This is a genomic window from Paenibacillus sp. Z3-2 (assembly GCF_054161325.1).
Window position 1 is genome coordinate 2,501,583 of the sequence record NZ_CP096397.1, and the last position, 15,562, is coordinate 2,517,144.

At 48.2% G+C, this 15,562-nt stretch carries 14 protein-coding genes; 13 read left to right on the plus strand and 1 reads right to left on the minus strand.

What is annotated here, in order from left to right; all coding sequences use genetic code 11:
- Positions 1–13 precede the first annotated feature (13 nt).
- Together M1D71_RS11370 and M1D71_RS11375 are read left to right on the plus strand one after the other, a co-directional pair.
- Positions 14–811 (plus strand): phosphotransferase, encoded by a 798-nt coding sequence (locus M1D71_RS11370; protein ID WP_458126505.1) that lies wholly within the window; start codon positions 14–16, stop codon positions 809–811.
- Between the two features lie 19 nt (positions 812–830).
- Positions 831–1,253, plus strand: a complete 423-nt coding sequence (locus M1D71_RS11375) for a DUF1801 domain-containing protein (RefSeq protein WP_458126506.1) — start codon at positions 831–833, stop codon at positions 1,251–1,253.
- Between the two features lie 241 nt (positions 1,254–1,494).
- Here M1D71_RS11375 and M1D71_RS11380 read toward each other — a convergent pair whose 3' ends face one another.
- A complete protein-coding gene (locus tag M1D71_RS11380) occupies positions 1,495–3,759 on the minus strand; it encodes an FAD-dependent oxidoreductase (RefSeq protein ID WP_458126507.1) in 2,265 nt (754 codons plus the stop codon).
- Between the two features lie 145 nt (positions 3,760–3,904).
- Between M1D71_RS11380 and M1D71_RS11385 the strand changes: the two genes are divergently transcribed.
- The 11 genes from M1D71_RS11385 (at position 3,905) to M1D71_RS11435 (ending at position 15,399) form a co-directional block, all read left to right on the plus strand.
- The gene (locus M1D71_RS11385; protein ID WP_458126508.1) at positions 3,905–4,672 is read left to right on the plus strand and encodes a helix-turn-helix domain-containing protein; all 768 of its coding nucleotides are present in this window, start codon (positions 3,905–3,907) and stop codon (positions 4,670–4,672) included.
- Between the two features lie 140 nt (positions 4,673–4,812).
- On the plus strand, positions 4,813–6,633 hold the full coding sequence (locus tag M1D71_RS11390; RefSeq protein WP_458126509.1) for a histidine kinase: 1,821 nt from the start codon (positions 4,813–4,815) through the stop codon (positions 6,631–6,633).
- 25 nt (positions 6,634–6,658) lie between these two features.
- Positions 6,659–7,513 (plus strand): response regulator transcription factor, encoded by an 855-nt coding sequence (locus M1D71_RS11395; protein WP_458126510.1) that lies wholly within the window; start codon positions 6,659–6,661, stop codon positions 7,511–7,513.
- A 172-nt stretch (positions 7,514–7,685) separates the two neighbouring features.
- Positions 7,686–9,002, plus strand: a complete 1,317-nt coding sequence (locus tag M1D71_RS11400; RefSeq protein WP_458126511.1) for an ABC transporter substrate-binding protein — start codon at positions 7,686–7,688, stop codon at positions 9,000–9,002.
- 212 nt (positions 9,003–9,214) lie between these two features.
- Positions 9,215–10,096 (plus strand): carbohydrate ABC transporter permease, encoded by an 882-nt coding sequence (locus M1D71_RS11405; protein WP_458126512.1) that lies wholly within the window; start codon positions 9,215–9,217, stop codon positions 10,094–10,096.
- 17 nt (positions 10,097–10,113) lie between these two features.
- On the plus strand, positions 10,114–11,004 hold the full coding sequence (locus M1D71_RS11410; protein WP_458126513.1) for a carbohydrate ABC transporter permease: 891 nt from the start codon (positions 10,114–10,116) through the stop codon (positions 11,002–11,004).
- A gap of 186 nt (positions 11,005–11,190) precedes the next feature.
- Positions 11,191–11,382, plus strand: a complete 192-nt coding sequence (locus M1D71_RS11415) for a redoxin domain-containing protein (protein ID WP_458126514.1) — start codon at positions 11,191–11,193, stop codon at positions 11,380–11,382.
- Between the two features lie 285 nt (positions 11,383–11,667).
- Positions 11,668–12,525, plus strand: a complete 858-nt coding sequence (locus M1D71_RS11420; protein WP_458126515.1) for an AraC family transcriptional regulator — start codon at positions 11,668–11,670, stop codon at positions 12,523–12,525.
- 132 nt (positions 12,526–12,657) lie between these two features.
- On the plus strand, positions 12,658–12,912 hold the full coding sequence (locus M1D71_RS11425) for a hypothetical protein (RefSeq protein ID WP_458126516.1): 255 nt from the start codon (positions 12,658–12,660) through the stop codon (positions 12,910–12,912).
- Between the two features lie 161 nt (positions 12,913–13,073).
- Entirely contained in the window at positions 13,074–13,673 is a 600-nt protein-coding gene (locus tag M1D71_RS11430; RefSeq protein WP_062833966.1) for a nitroreductase family protein, read from the plus strand.
- A gap of 94 nt (positions 13,674–13,767) precedes the next feature.
- Entirely contained in the window at positions 13,768–15,399 is a 1,632-nt protein-coding gene (locus M1D71_RS11435; RefSeq protein ID WP_458126517.1) for an S-layer homology domain-containing protein, read from the plus strand.
- Positions 15,400–15,562: the final 163 nt, after the last annotated feature.

Sequence of the window (15,562 nt, forward strand, 5' to 3'; positions counted from 1 at the left end):
GGGAGGGATAGGAGTGTCTGGACAGGAGGAAGTGTTTACGGGAGGTAATGTGAATCAGGTTGTCAGAATAGGCGAGACGGTTCGCCGACAGGCCAAACCAAATCCATACGTGCATGAACTGCTTTCACATCTCGAAAAAGTCGGTTATGACCATGCTCCTCGATTTCTCCGAATAGATGAGCAGGGGAGAGAAGTACTCTCTTACCTTGAAGGAATCGTTCCAGGCAATGACTATCCTGAGATAGAAGAGTATATGTGGTCAGACGAATCTTTGATAGGTGTCGCTAAACTGTTGAGAAGTTACCATGATGCAACCGTTGGATTTATAGCCACATCAGAGTCAATGAACAAGTATCCGGGCATAACTGAGCAAGATGAAGTTGTATGTCATAATGATTTTGCGCCGTATAATGTGGTGTACAAGGACGGGCGTCCTCAAGGGATTATTGATTTTGATATGGCAGGTCCGGGTCCGCGCCTGTGGGATATCGCCTATGCCTTGTATACGTCCGTCCCACTCGCAGATTTCTCACCAAAGATGGATGGAAAGGGTGTTATGCCTTACTCTAGCCTGGCGCATGGATCTATTCGTAACGAACGCATTACATTATTTATGAGCACGTATGGACTGAGTGTGCCGACAGACCTGAAGGAATGGGTTATATCGCGCATTCGTTTTATGTGTAAAACATTATCTGATCGTGCGGCTGCCGGGGAACATGCTTTTATGAAAATGGTAGAAGAAGGTCATCTCGCACACTATGAGAAAGAGCTTGTCTTTCTGGAAAAGAGTTTTGATGACTGGACTTAATTCAGGAGTGATCTCTTCAATGTATAAACTTAAAACAATAATAACAGACCAAAGCGTTATTGAATTTATTGAACAGATCGAACATGCAAAGAAACAGGAAGACGCCTATCAATTATTGGATATCTTCACGGAGACGACAGGTTATGAGGCTAAAATGTGGGGACCGAGTATTATTGGATTCGGTGCGTACCATTACAAATATGAATCTGGTCACGAAGGGGATGCACCACTAGTGGGCTTCTCACCACGAAAGGCGAAGATCAGTTTGTATTTTGCCACAGGGGGTAGCGAGCGGGGAGAACTGCTGAAAGACTTTGGAAAACATACAACAGGGAAAGCATGTGTGTACATCAACAAGGTCGCGGATATTCATGTAGATGTGTTGAAAGCACTAATCGTGCAGTCTGTTGAGTTCTTAAAAGAAACTTATCCGAATCAATAACTCTGAACGCTATCAACAAGCACTGAATCACTGGAGAAAATAAACCGCTTCTCTACATCACCATAAAATGCTTAAACAGGCTGTCTTGAAGATCAAGGCAACCTGTTTTTTGCTTGCAGTTCTCATTCAGGAGTGGAGACTCTTATACATATGACATGTGTGACCCGTACTGTAAATATCCATCGTATATGTTGAGCAGGGCCATAATCGGCTATCCAAACCTAATGTGCTCAGAGTCCTCCTACCGTGTACCTTCCCCATACGCCCGAATCTCGATCAACTCCGCGTACCTGCTGCCATTAGTGGCATTGATGCTTACCCTAAGCGCCTGTGCATCCACAGGTGTATTCAGAGAATGGATGACTTTTCTTCTGCGGTTTTCCGTTACGTTTATAATCTCGATCCATTCCCCAGACCGACTTAATACTTCCACCCGATAATCGCGCACAAGTTCAGGCATGACGCGGAATGTCGTCTGATGGTGATGCAAATTAACCAGATCCTCATTCACATCATCATTGAACGTCAAGTGCAGTTCAGCCAAGGTCTGTGGATCTTCCCACGTCAGTTGCACCCACTCGGGTCTGTCAGGCTGCATCGGTTGTGACATCCACTGCTGCGGGCCACCGAAAGGGCGATGGTAGCCGTTGATCGTGTTGTCCGCTGAATAGGCCGTGGTCTCAGAGAGGGTACGACAGCAGAATGGCTGACGTGCCAACCCTTGCATGGACCATAATACGACAGGCTGATCCGTCGCGTGGTCCTCCAGATTTTTGGACACATGGTTTTCTTCCGTTTTGAAGAAGATCAGCACCCCGCTGTGTGCTTCTATCGAATGGTAGAGTGAGACGGCTTTATTTGCGCGGATGATAATAAAAGCATTCTGCGGTTCTTCCGGTCGCCATTCGAGCGGAAAGTTCACCCACTGCGCGATTCCCGCCGTAACGTTAACGGTTGCCGTAACTTGTAACGAATACGGGACGTAATTTTCCTTACGTCCCGTATCCCAGAGCTCTACCGTCAGCGCGGTATCGCTGGATGCATCCAGCAGCAGCTCCAGGCCGCTGAGCATTGGATTCACAGGCAGCAGCAGGGCAACATCCGTACCCAGCGGGTACGTCTCGCCAGGCTGCTCCAGAGCGATGCCCGTCAGCGTGCTGGAGGCTGTAGCCTTGGCACGCCGGGCCAGATCCAGCTCATCGTGGCTACGCACCCCGATGATGGATGCGTCCTGCCGCAGCAATGTCTGCTGCAGCACCGCAAGATGCCTCGCGTGCAGCTCGCGCGGCGCCACCCCCATGGCCGCGCAGAGGGCCGCGCCCGTACCGGCGGCTTCGCCGATGACCGCGCATGTCGCCATGACGCGGGTTGTGCCGAAGGCAACATGCGATGCGCTGATGTCGCGTCCGGCCATGAGCATATTCCGCACATTGGCGGAATATAACGAGCGGAACGGCACGTGATACACGCCATCGGCATGCATATGCTTCGAGCCGCTCGCTTCGGCGTACATGCCCTGCGGGGGATGCAGGTCGATGGACCAGCCGCCAAAGGCAACGGCATCCGGGAACTCCCGCTGGCTGATAATATCGTTCTGGGTGAGCACATAGTCACCCGTGAAGCGGCGATACTCCCTTTTGCCAGGCAGCGAACCGATCCACTCCAGCGTCATCTGCTCTGCATCGAACTTGCCGGAGTTCTTGATATAGTCCCAGATTCCATAGATCACGGACCACAGTTCATCACGGATCAGCTCATTGTCATGAACGGTGTCATGTTCACCACCCCATTCAATCCACCAGTAATGACAACCGGAATCCCCGCTGCGAATGACCCGGCGAATCGGAATGCTGGTCTGTGTAATATCCTTGGCAAAAGAAGGCGGGATATAACGGACAGGCGTACCAGCATCCTTGGTATAGAAGAGAAGTGTACTGCCGAGCGTGATCTGATCGGCTACCTCAGGTGCCCATTCTTCACCATATTCGCTGCGGGCTTCCCGGCCGAGCACAAACTTGGCACCAGCCAGAAAGCCAACAAGTCCATCGCCTGTACAGTCCAGATAGATCTGACTCTCAAATCGGATTTTGCGCTCAGAACCCATCATCCACCCGGTAACAGAGGTGATCATACGTTCCTCTCCATCTCCTGTGGCTTCTACTTCATGTACATCGGTATTCAGGTACAGTCGAATGTTGGGTTCGGCTCGAACGGCTTCCAGAATGATTAAGTCCCAGAGATAGGGATTCCCCTCCGGATTGCGATACTGATTCTCTACAAACAATTCTCCCATGATGCCCGTCTCACGGGCATAGCGGTTAATCCCGTGGGCGGTAGCGCCACAGACCCATACGCGTACTTCGCTGCTGGAATTGCCGCCGAGTACGGGGCGATTCTGTACCAGAGCGACCTGTTGGCCCAGCCGAGCCGCAGATATGGCCGCGCACACGCCAGCTAGCCCGCCCCCGATGACGGTGATATCCGGTTTAACGAGTTCATGCTTCATATGAACACCTCTCTCATTGAATATGGAGGAGCCTAAGCTCGTATTTCATATCTATAATTTCATATTAGTTCTATATATTTACTTTTCAAATACACTATATTATCATCGAGCATATACTTTATTTCATAACAAAGGCAGGTGTATCATGGACCTCCTTAATCACATCTACTGGAAGAAGAAAGCTGAGTTTGCCTTGGCTGAGGATATCTACGACGCTTGGGTGGTCTTTGCCGTTGAAGAGGGCGTATTTCGTTATGAGGTTGGGGGGCATACAGGAGAGGCGGGGTTCGCTGATCTGGTGTTGTGTCCGCCCCACGTTCCTTTTCGCAGAGAGACGGTAACTCCGCTGACGTTTCACTATATACAGTTCCGTTGTAACTCCGCAGAGGAGGAGGATCTTCTGCCGCCGATCGGAAAATCCCTGATTAATGATACGAAGCGTCTGGCTTCAACGTATGCTTATCTACGACAGATGAGCGAGGACAATGATGAGACTTCGGCAGGGTGGAAAACCCATCTGCTGATGGATTTGTGGCAACTGTATCAATGGGAGCGCAGACAGAGTAGATTAATGGAACGAAAGTTCACGGAAGACGCTCTGATGACTGAAGCGGCAGTTCTGCTCGAGGAATGGGCAGGAGAGGCGGTCAGTCTCCGAGCATTGGCCCAGCGTCTGGCGTTGAGTCCAGTTCAGCTTACCCGAAGGTTCCGGGAGGCTTTTCAAGAAACACCATCCGATTACCTGAAAGCGATCCGTCTCAAAAAGGCCAAAGCCTTGCTGGCGGATAGCCGTTTAACCCTAACGCAGATTGCGGAGAGATGTGGGTATGAAAACGGATTTTATCTGAGCCGCGTATTCTCGTCCACGGTGGGGATCAGCCCCTCAGAATACCGGAGACGACATCAAGTATGACGAATAGAACATATCTGTGCACTTCTCTTGAATGCAGGCAACGTATATCACAAATCCATGCAAATCATTCGACTCCGGGTATAAATGGCAGGCAGGTGCTATAATGGGTTCATTAATTGTAGGGGAGCGAGCACTAAGGAATGAAGAAGCCAAACTGGAAAAGTTGGTTGCCACAGCGGCTCAGATACCGCCTGTTCGGCGCGTTTGTGGTGTTGATTCTCTTGCCGTTCAGTGCATTGAATGTCTACAATTATCAGCAGATTGAATCGCTGGTCGAGCAGAAAATCAGTGAGCAGAGTCATGAGCAGCTGGTACAGATGTACCGCTCTTTGGAGGACCAGATGAGCATCGCCTTCAAAACACTCATTTTTCTGGAACAGGATTCTGCGGTAAGAAGTGTGCTAACCTCCCCGGACAATCGTACGCCGCTTGAGAACAAGTCGTTGGTGGAAGAGAAGTTTAAGATGATCAACAACAGTTTCTTCCTATATAATCCTTCCGTGTACTTTACCTTGCTGGATTTTTATGATAGCGTTTACACTTCGTATTTGCCCGAGAAAGCACTGGCGTACGGCCCCTATTTGCAACAATTCAGCGAGCGTCTTGGGGAAATCACGATTTCAAAAGGTGGTGCGGATTCACACCCGCTTCAACCGGAAGAACTTTTTTATCGCTGGGATGCCCGAGATACTAACCATGTGCTGCGGGAGCTATCCTCCAGCCCGTACCTTTTGTCACTGTATGCCTACATGAAAGATAGCGGCGGCAAACGGTACGGTCTGGCACGAATTAGCATCGATTATTCCTATTGGTTCCAGACTATGCTGAAGGATTCACAGAGTAGCCAGGAGTATTATCTTATTACAGGTAGTGGGGAGACCATTGCCCGTTCATCTAAAACTGCTGCCCTCTCCCCTGAGGTTACGGCTGAAATAGCTCTCCATCCGGCAGAGGCTTACCTAACCGATCGAGCTTCGGATACGCTGATTAACTACGTGTACATCGAATCACTGGACTGGTATATGGTGAATCGGATTCCGCTCTCGATTCTCTTTACAGAGATATCTGAACTGAAACAGCGTTATTTTCTGACCTTTTTTGGGTTCACAGGAGCATTTGTACTGATGGCTTTTATGATCTCGGCGACGTTCACGCGCCCTTTGTCGCATCTACAGAAACAGATGAAGGAGGTCGTCCGCAAAAACCTCAAGATTCGTATTCCTGAGGGCCACAGCCGTGGCGAAGTGCTGGAACTGACACGTACATTTAATACGATGCTGGACGATGCCAATCAGATGATTGCCAGACTCAAGACGGAGGAACGACAGAAGGAAGCGGTACATTTTCATATGCTCCTGGCTCAGATGAATCCGCACTTTCTCCTGAATACATTGAATACAATGAAATGGAGTGCGATACGCAGCGGGAATGAGGAGATCTCCGAGATATGTGTTTCTTTGGGCAAATTACTGGAGGTCAGCCTGAATTCACAGGTCGAATTGGTATATCTGAAGGATGAGATTGAGTTGGTTCAAGCCTACCTTCATATCCAGCGGATTCGTTACCGCGATAGCTTCGAGGTGACTTGTGAATTTGACGATAAGCTGGAGTATGCGCTGGTGCCCAAGTTGAGCTTGCAGCCACTGGTGGAGAATGCGATTCACCACGGTGTCGGGCCACTGGAGCAGCTTGGGCAGATCCGAATCAGCATTTATAGGCAAGACACAGCAACACTGATGCTGGAGGTGGCAGACAACGGTATCGGAATGGAGGAATCCCGGCGTTTGCAGGTAACCCGGACGCGTCCGGGGATCGGCCTGTCCAACCTCAGGGAACGATTGCGGTTATTGTTCAAAGGCCAGAGTAAACTTGAGGTGATCGATACCAAGCCGGGGACATTAGTGAGGTTCAGCATTCCTTTTTTATTGTCGACGCCTTATGTACAGAAGCGGTCAGACTAGCCGACTGGAGAGGGGAATCTGGAACATGTGGAAAGTATTACTTGTAGAGGATGAGGTATTCGTACGAGAGTCGGTGCGAGAGATCATTTCCTGGGAAGAGCTGGGCTTCACGGTCATCGGAGAATCCGGTAATGGGACCGAAGCGCTGGCGATGATCATACGGGATACACCGGATCTGGTGCTGACTGATATTGTCATGCCGGGTATGGATGGTCTTGAATTACTCAAACAGACGCGCCAAGCCGGGTTGAAAACCAAGTTTGTCATGCTCACCTGTATGGGGGAGTTCGAATATGTTCGGCGTGCGATGGAATACGGAGCTTCAAATTATATTCTGAAACTGTCCATGAGTGTGAATTCACTGCGTGATACACTTCGTAAAGTAAGTGAGGAACTGGGAGCATCGGCTGAAGCCCAGACAGAAACAAATCATCATGAAGTGTCGCCTTCTGCACCTCCGCTAATCACATCAACGCCTGCTTCGCCTACATCTCTTACGGTCTCTTCTGCGCCGTCGTCTGAGACTGATCTTCCGTTCACACCTGTTCTTGAGCCGGTTGTGAAGCACCCGGAGATTAGCAAAATTATCGAGTACATCGGGCAGCATTACGATCAGGACATTACCGTGAAATCCATGTCACGATATGTGATGATGGGGGAGAATTATGTGAGTGCTTTGTTCAAAAAGAAAACCGGGCATACCCTGATTCACTACTTGCATGGGGTACGGATGGAGAAAGCGGCTGAATACTTGCGGGAGACGGACCTTCCTGTACAGGAGATTGGTTACAGGGTAGGGTTCGGAAGTGATAATTATTTCATCAAAATATTCAAGCGTTGGACCGGTTGCACGCCCAGCCAGTATCGCCACCGCTCGTGATTCACCGGATGAGTAGAAGGAATATGTGTACTGAGTGCTCAGGCAAGCACAAGTAAATCCGTATTTTTGTTCAATCCGAATCATGGATATGTATCTTATGAACCCAGGAAGGTCCCTGCTACGATGTAACGGAAGGTACATTCACTTCAATTCAGGGAGGTCATGTGACCAGATGAGAGCCAAAAGAGGATTAACGGGATTGATTGTAGGCGTGCTAATGCTGGGATTGCTTGCCGGCTGTGTAGGTAAAAATGAGACGAACGGTGGAGATAATGGAAGTGGAGCGGCAGGGGGGAAAGTGAAGCTCACCATGTGGGGCGCGGTGCCGCCTGAGAATGGTCCACAGGAAGTGGTGGATACCTGGAATGCGGAGAATCCCGATATTCAGGTGGAATATGTACGGTTTGTGAATGACGATGATGGCAACCTGAAGCTGGATACGGCGCTGTCCACCGGGCAAAACGTTGACCTGTACGTCAACTATACCCTCACGAATCTGGACAAACGCATCAAGGGCGGGACAGCACTGGATCTGGGCGAGTTCACCGACTACAACATTGATGAGAAAATGGGTGAAGATGCGGCTTCCTGGAAAGTGGACGGCAAATATTACGGGATGCCGACCAAGAAAAACGCTGCCTTCTTCGCTTTAAATATGAAAGCGCTTGATCAGGCCGGACTGAGTGTACCGACAGCCTGGACATGGGATGAAGCCCGTGAATATGCACTCAAACTGAAGACGGCTGGCTTCAAGTACGGATTGGTGCAGCATACCGCTTCCTATGTAGACCCGCTTGATTCCGTTCTGGTGAAGAACGGTTATGTTAAGGCAGACGGCACTTCAAACCTCGATGATCCGCTCGTTACCAAATGGCTGGAGACGTTGAACGGGATGATGAAGGAGGATGCAACCACGCCTCCACTTGGCGAGCAGCTGACTTCCAAAATGCCGGTGGAGAACATGTTCCTTGGCGGTGAGTCTGCCATGATCAACATAGGCGAATGGCTGATCCGCACATCAAACAACATGACCGAGTTCCCTCGGGATTGGAAAATCGCCTTTGCCCCTGTACCGAGACTGGCTGCAGAGGAAGCGGATATGGTGAAGAGCGGGGGACTGGGTGACTTTATCGCCATCAATTCCAAGTCGAAAAATAAAGAAGCTGCATGGGAGTTCCTGAAATGGTACGCCGATGGAGGAATGATGCCGATGGCTGCTGGTGGACGTTTGCCTTCCTCCAATGCGGTCGATCAACAGACTGCGATCGATCATCTGCTGGGTGATTATGCCGATTCCTATGACAAGGAGTCTCTGGAATTCGTGTTGTATGGTGATGAGACACCTACGTTTGTCCGCAGCATTGCGCAAGAGGTGGTCGACTTGCGTGCACAGGAGTATGAAAAGTTCTTCCTTGGTAACCAGACTGCCGAAGTTACGGTTCAGAACATGGTCAAACGCCATAATGATTGGCTGAAGCAGAATCAATAGAATGTAAGTGCTGCACCAAGAGCGAAGGCCGTCCCTTATGGGACGGCTTTTTCTATATAAGCAATAGAACAATTCCATGTTGCTTCTCTCTCAAAAGGCACTGCCGAAATACATATATCTGTGATATCAGGACCACGGTTATGTTCCTTAAATGTTAGAGGACATCTTGTTATGCTTAATTCCAGAACAGATGTTAAGGAGTGGGGGAGCATATGCATAAATCCTGGATGAAACGGCAGAGCAGGCTCGGGTATCTGTTTATTGGGCCCAATATGATTGGCGTGCTGTTGTTTTTTATTATACCAGCTGTCTATTCGTTCTATCTCATGTTCACCGATTACAAATTCATGAGCCCGGAGACGAATTTCGTCGGATTAGATAACATTCGCCGAATGATGAATGATGATCTGTTTGGGGTGGCGCTGCGAAATACATTTGTATTTCTGTTAGCGGTTCCTGTATCGATGGGGTTGGCTTTTATCGTGGCGGTGGCGCTGAACAAGTCGGTGTATTGGCAAAAAACGCTGCGTGCTCTCTATTTCATGCCCTATATCACCAGCGGTGTTGCCATCGCCTTTGTCTGGATGCTGTTATTCCAGCCAACGTCGGGGCCGATTAACGGTTTCTTGCGGGGAATCGGTATTACGAATCCACCCGGCTGGTTATCAACAACGGAATGGTCCATGTATGCGATTGATATCATCTGGATCTGGTTCATGTTGGGTTACAACATGATTATTTATCTGGCCGCCTTGCAGGAAATCCCGGAGGAATTGGTTGAGGCTGCACGAATTGATGGAGCCCGTCCTTGGCAGACGATACGCCAAGTGATCTGGCCGCTTGTGAGCCCGACTACCTTTTTGTTGCTGATTACCGGGCTGATTATGACCATCAAGAACTTTGGTATTATTCAAGCGATTACCCAAGGCGGGCCAGGGAACAGTACAACCGTCCTGTCGCTGTTTATCTACCAGAATGCCTTCCGATACTACGAGATGGGATACGCTGCTGCCATTAGCTGGGCGCTCTTTGCCATCATCATGATCTTCACCGTATTGCAGTGGCTTGGTCAGAAACGTTGGGTTCACTATTAAGGAGGGGAGGGATCGTTATGGAAAAACAAACTGCCACGAGCGCGAAGCCCACAGCTCCGCATTCACCTATAGTCCGCATGGAGTCCTTGACGCAGATTCGAAGAATCATATTGACACTTCTGATGTCCGGTTTTGCCTTGCTGATGATTATGCCATTCATCTGGATGATCAGCACATCGTTCAAATCTCCTGCGGACGTATTCACCTATCCCATCCAGTGGATACCTTCCAGCCTGAACTGGGAGCATCATATCAAGGTCTGGAGCGGGGCGGATACTTTTGCGACATATTATCTGAACTCGTTGAAAATATCACTAATTAGCACGGTCGGAGCTGTATTTCTCTCAGCTTTTGCAGCCTACGGCTTCGCACGGATTCAATTCAAAGGTCGGGAGACATTGTTCCTGATCTATCTCTCGATGATGATGATGCCTCCGCAGGTGCTCTTTGTACCGAAGTTTCTGATGTTTGAGTGGGTCGGCATATATAACACGCATTGGGCATTGATCCTGCCCGGAATGTTCACGATCTTTGGGGTGTTTATGCTGCGGCAATTCTTCCTGTCAGTGCCTTCAGAGATCTCGGAAGCGGCGTTCATCGACGGTGCCGGTCACCTGCGCATTTTCTTCAGGCTGATTCTGCCCCTGGCGAAGCCTGCACTGGCTACACTGGCGATTATTGATTTCTCCTGGCACTGGAATGACTATGAGAATGCACTTGTGTTCCTGATCGACAAAGACCTGTACACCGTGCCGCTCGGACTGCAGAACTTTATTCTGGAGAACAATGTAGACTACAACGGCATGATGGCCGCTGCCACGGCAGGCATTATTCCGATGATTATCGTCTTCCTGGTGGGTCAGCATTATATCATTCAGGGCGTGGCCGGAAGCGCCGTGAAGGGCTGAAGCCTAATCACTGAGATCACATAATATAACCCTTTTGCTGAACGAAGAGATTCTCGCGGCAGAAGGGTTTTCTGTTGAAAAGGAGAGTAACTTATCTTCCTCAATACAATAGTTCAAACTTCGTATATAATATAAAATCATATGACTCTATATGACTACATAACTATCGCGAGGTGCACTAGACTTATGCCAACCATCTATGACTTTACCGTAACCAGAACCAGTGGAGAGCGTTTCCCGCTCTATCAATATGAAGGAAAGCCTGTGCTCATCGTAAACACTGCAAGTAAATGTAAGTATACGCACCAGTTCGATGACATGCAGAAGCTGTATGATCAGTACAAGGATCAAGGGCGCACCCGCTCCACGACTTTTTGAAAAGATCAGGGCCTTTTGCTGGCTTTGATGAGACAGACATACAGGCCAAATTACTGAAATTAATGGTGGCTGAGAAGGCATCGGAATGTGTACATGGAGATGCAATCAAATGGAATTTCACGAAATTCCTCATCGATGCTGAGGGCCATGTGGTCAGACGTTTTGAACCTGTTGACTCCATCGACGAGATTCAGGAAAGCATTAAACAGCTTTTATAATTCACTTTATATATCCTAAAGGGTCATGACACGAATCGTTTCCCTCTCCCGAACAGGAGGTGCATGAATGCCAAGCATGATGCAATTTAGTGCTTCACTGGAGTATAGTTACCGTTCCACCAGTACGTTTAACCCGGGCAAGTCAGATGGATTCCATTCACATCCGCATTATGAGATATATTATTTTCATGATGGAGAATGTACTTATATCATAGGAGACCGGGTATATAACTTGGAGCCGGGTGATCTGGTGCTGATGCATGGCTTGACTCTTCATCGACCGCATCCGAAACCCGGCAGTGCTTATGAGCGAAGCACATTGCATTTTGATCCGTCTGCCATTCGCAGCAGCCTGCATCCGGATCGCATGGTTGAGGTGCTGAAGCCGTTTGAAGAATTGAGAAATTGCCGGGTCAATCTGGCGGGAGATACCCGCTCTGAATTCGAAGCGCTATTACACGATCTCCATCGTCTGTCTCAGAGTCAGACTAGTTTCAGACAGGAGCGCATGAATGTCCGGCTGTGTGACCTGTTGTATTTTGTAGCAGAGATCTGCCAGGGCGATGTTGAAGAACACCTTCCATCATCGGAGAGGGAGCGGCATGTGCAGCACATTATCCGTTATGTCGATACCCACTATATGAAAGACATTGGTCTGGATGATTTGGCACGGGAATTGCATTTATCCAAACCATATTTGGCAGGCATGTTCAAGGAAATGACAGGTTTGACGATATTCAAATATCTCTATGACCGTCGCATCAATCAAGCGAAGCTGTTGTTTCAGTTTCAACCTGAGATCACGGTGACAGAAGCAAGTCGATTGTCCGGCTTCAAACGCCTTTCCCATTTTAGCCGGATATTCAAGCAAAGTGTAGGATGTTCGCCCGACCTGTATCGTACCCGATTGCATGGTCAGTCATAGAAGTCTTCTTTAAGCCGACCAGCTTGTCTGGTTGGCTTTTTTGTTTTTCTTTCATGAATGCACATCACCGTGTTTAGAAGATAGGCAGAACAGGTAAAGAAAGGGTAATGAAATCAGAGGAGGCGATCATGAATGAAAGAGCACACACCGGATCAGAATAACAACGATAACGATACAAAACGTTTCCATGACAATCCCGAGCAGTATCAAACGGAGAAGAAAAGTTTGCTTGACATGCATGAGGAAGAACAGACCGTAGACCCGATTCCAATGGAAGATCTAAACATGGAAGCACAGGAAGAGAAGAATAAGGATCAGACGAAGAGTAACTCGTCTACGGAAGAAAAATACCGAGCTGATTATCGCAAAAAGACGAACGAAGGTTAGTCCCATTGCAGTTTTTTGAACAATAAAGGTTCAAGAAAGGCTCAAGTGTTATCGAAGAATGTGTACTTGGTGAAAATATATTAGCTTGTTGACTAATGTATGTTACTATATTATAGTTACTATGTTGGCAAATGAAAAAATATTTTGGGAGGCGAATAAGAATGACTACTTTTTTTGATGCGTTGAAAAACAGAAGATCTTATTACGGAATTAGCAAGGAATCTACAATTTCGGATGCTAAAATCCAGGAAATCGTAGAAGAAGCGGTGAAATACACACCAACTTCCTTCAACTCACAAACATCCCGTGCTGTTGTATTGCTCGGTGAACAACATGATAAATTGTGGAATCACACAGAAGAAATTTTACGTGAAGTGGTAGGTAATGAAGAAGCTTTCAAATCCACAGCAGAGAAAATGACTGGATTCCGCAGCGGATATGGTACGGTTCTCTTCTTCGAAGACAACAATGTAATCGCACAGCTTCAACAGAATTTTGCAGCTTATGCGGATAACTTCCCGATCTGGGCGAACCAATCCAACGGCATGTTGCAACTGGTGATCTGGACTGCTCTGGAACAAGAAGGTCTGGGTGCATCTTTGCAGCACTACAATCCATTGATTGACGAGAAGGTTAAACAAGAATGGAACATTCCTGAGAACTGGAGATTGATCGCTCAGATGCCATTTGGTAAACCAACGGCAACACCGGGTGAGAAAGAATTCCAACCGATTGAAGAGCGCGTAAAAGTACACAAGTAAGCTTCGCATTTCCCAACATTTAACCACATACGGCCTCGCTTCAATTTGATACGATGATAGTTGATCGTAATCCAATGAAGCGAGGCTTTTTGATGTGAATAATAGATTAAAAGACATAACGAACCAACGCAAGTGGAAAATGGCTTTATGCGGGGTATTAGCACTTGGATCGGTGGCTGGATATAGTAATACCGTTCAAGCTGCAACCGTACAGCAACAGTTTCAGGATACGCATACGAGTTATGCGAAGGATGCTATTACGCATCTGGTGGACAAAGGTATTGCTGCCGGTACGTCAGAGACTACCTTTGAACCGAAGAAGGCCGTTACTCGTGCAGAGTTTGCAACGTTTGCGGTGAGATTGCTAGGTTTGAAGCCCGTTAAAAATAACATTAATCCCTATCAGGATATAAGCATGAACGCTTGGTATTACGGCAACGTTGCCGCCATGACGAATCTTTTTATTCTGGAGGGTAAAGGTCAGGGAACGTTCCAGCCTAATGCTTCCATTACGCGCGAAGAAGCGGCTGCCCTTCTTGTTCGCATGTTAAAACAACAACCCGTAGAGACGTCGCTCTTATCTTCAACATATTTCGACGCAGCGGATATCTCGGACTGGGCACGCCCTTATGTACAGACGGTATATCAACTAGGACTGATGCGAGGCAGTGGAGGCGTGTTCCGACCGCATGACCAGGTAACGCGAGAAGAAGCAGCCGTCATGCTCGATGCCATTTTACAAAAGAAAACATGGTCTGAGCAGTTACGGCGTTCGGATGAACTCGGCGTCCAGCTGGGTTGGCAATATAACTCCACGACGGCTGAATTCAAGAAGCAAGTGGAACAGTCTGAAGTGAATACGCTTGTCCCGCGCTGGTTTTTCCTGAATAGCAGTATGAAAGTAACAGATCACGCGGACCCGGCATTAATATCCTGGGCATCCGCTACCAACAGACAACTATGGCCATTGCTTGGCAATCGTTCAGATTCGGCACTTACCCATCAGATGTTATCGAGTTCAGTCAACCGAGCAGCAGTGATCTCACAGGTAGCCGCCTATGTCAAAACCTATAAACTGGACGGCATTAACGTGGACTTCGAGAATGTCGATCCTGTGGATCGTGAAGGGTTAACAGCATTTGTCACCTCCTTGACGGCTACGTTGCACGCACTGGGTGCAGTTGTGTCTGTGGATGTATCGCCAGACCTCGGTACAGATTGGACGGATGCATTTGATTATGCCAAACTGGGTGCTGTATCGGATTATATGGTGCTGATGGGATATGAGGAACACTGGAATGGTGATCCAAAAGCAGGATCGGTGGCCTCGCTTCCATGGGTGGAAAAGGCGCTGGATACCATGCTCTCCGAAGTAGTACGTGCCAAAACAATTTTGGCCCTTCCGTTGTATACACGAGACTGGTCTTCAGTGAATCCGGCAGCTAGTTCCTGGGACATTACACTGGCAGAACAGGGAACCCGCGCGTATGCCACGGGATCTGTAAGACGTTGGGATGCAAGTCTGGCTCAATATATTATTGGTTACAACAGTAACGGTACACCAAGATATATATGGGCAGAGGATAGTCGTTCTTTATCGGCCAAAGTGTTAATGAGTGAGCAACGGCAAATTGCTGGACTGGCTTACTGGTACATGGGCGGCGAAACAGCTGATGTATGGAACGCCATTTCGAATGCATCGCGATTTGAATCGTATAACTTCTAAGCAATCATGAATTTTCTAGGCCCAAACTCACCGTGATTCAGGCGGATGGTTTGGGTCTTTTTATTTTGGTGTAAGATAAGGAGGACGAGGACGCGTTTAAGCTTGACTGATCGGTTTAATGTATAGAAGGACAAATTGTTTACCTAAAATAGATAAATGGAAG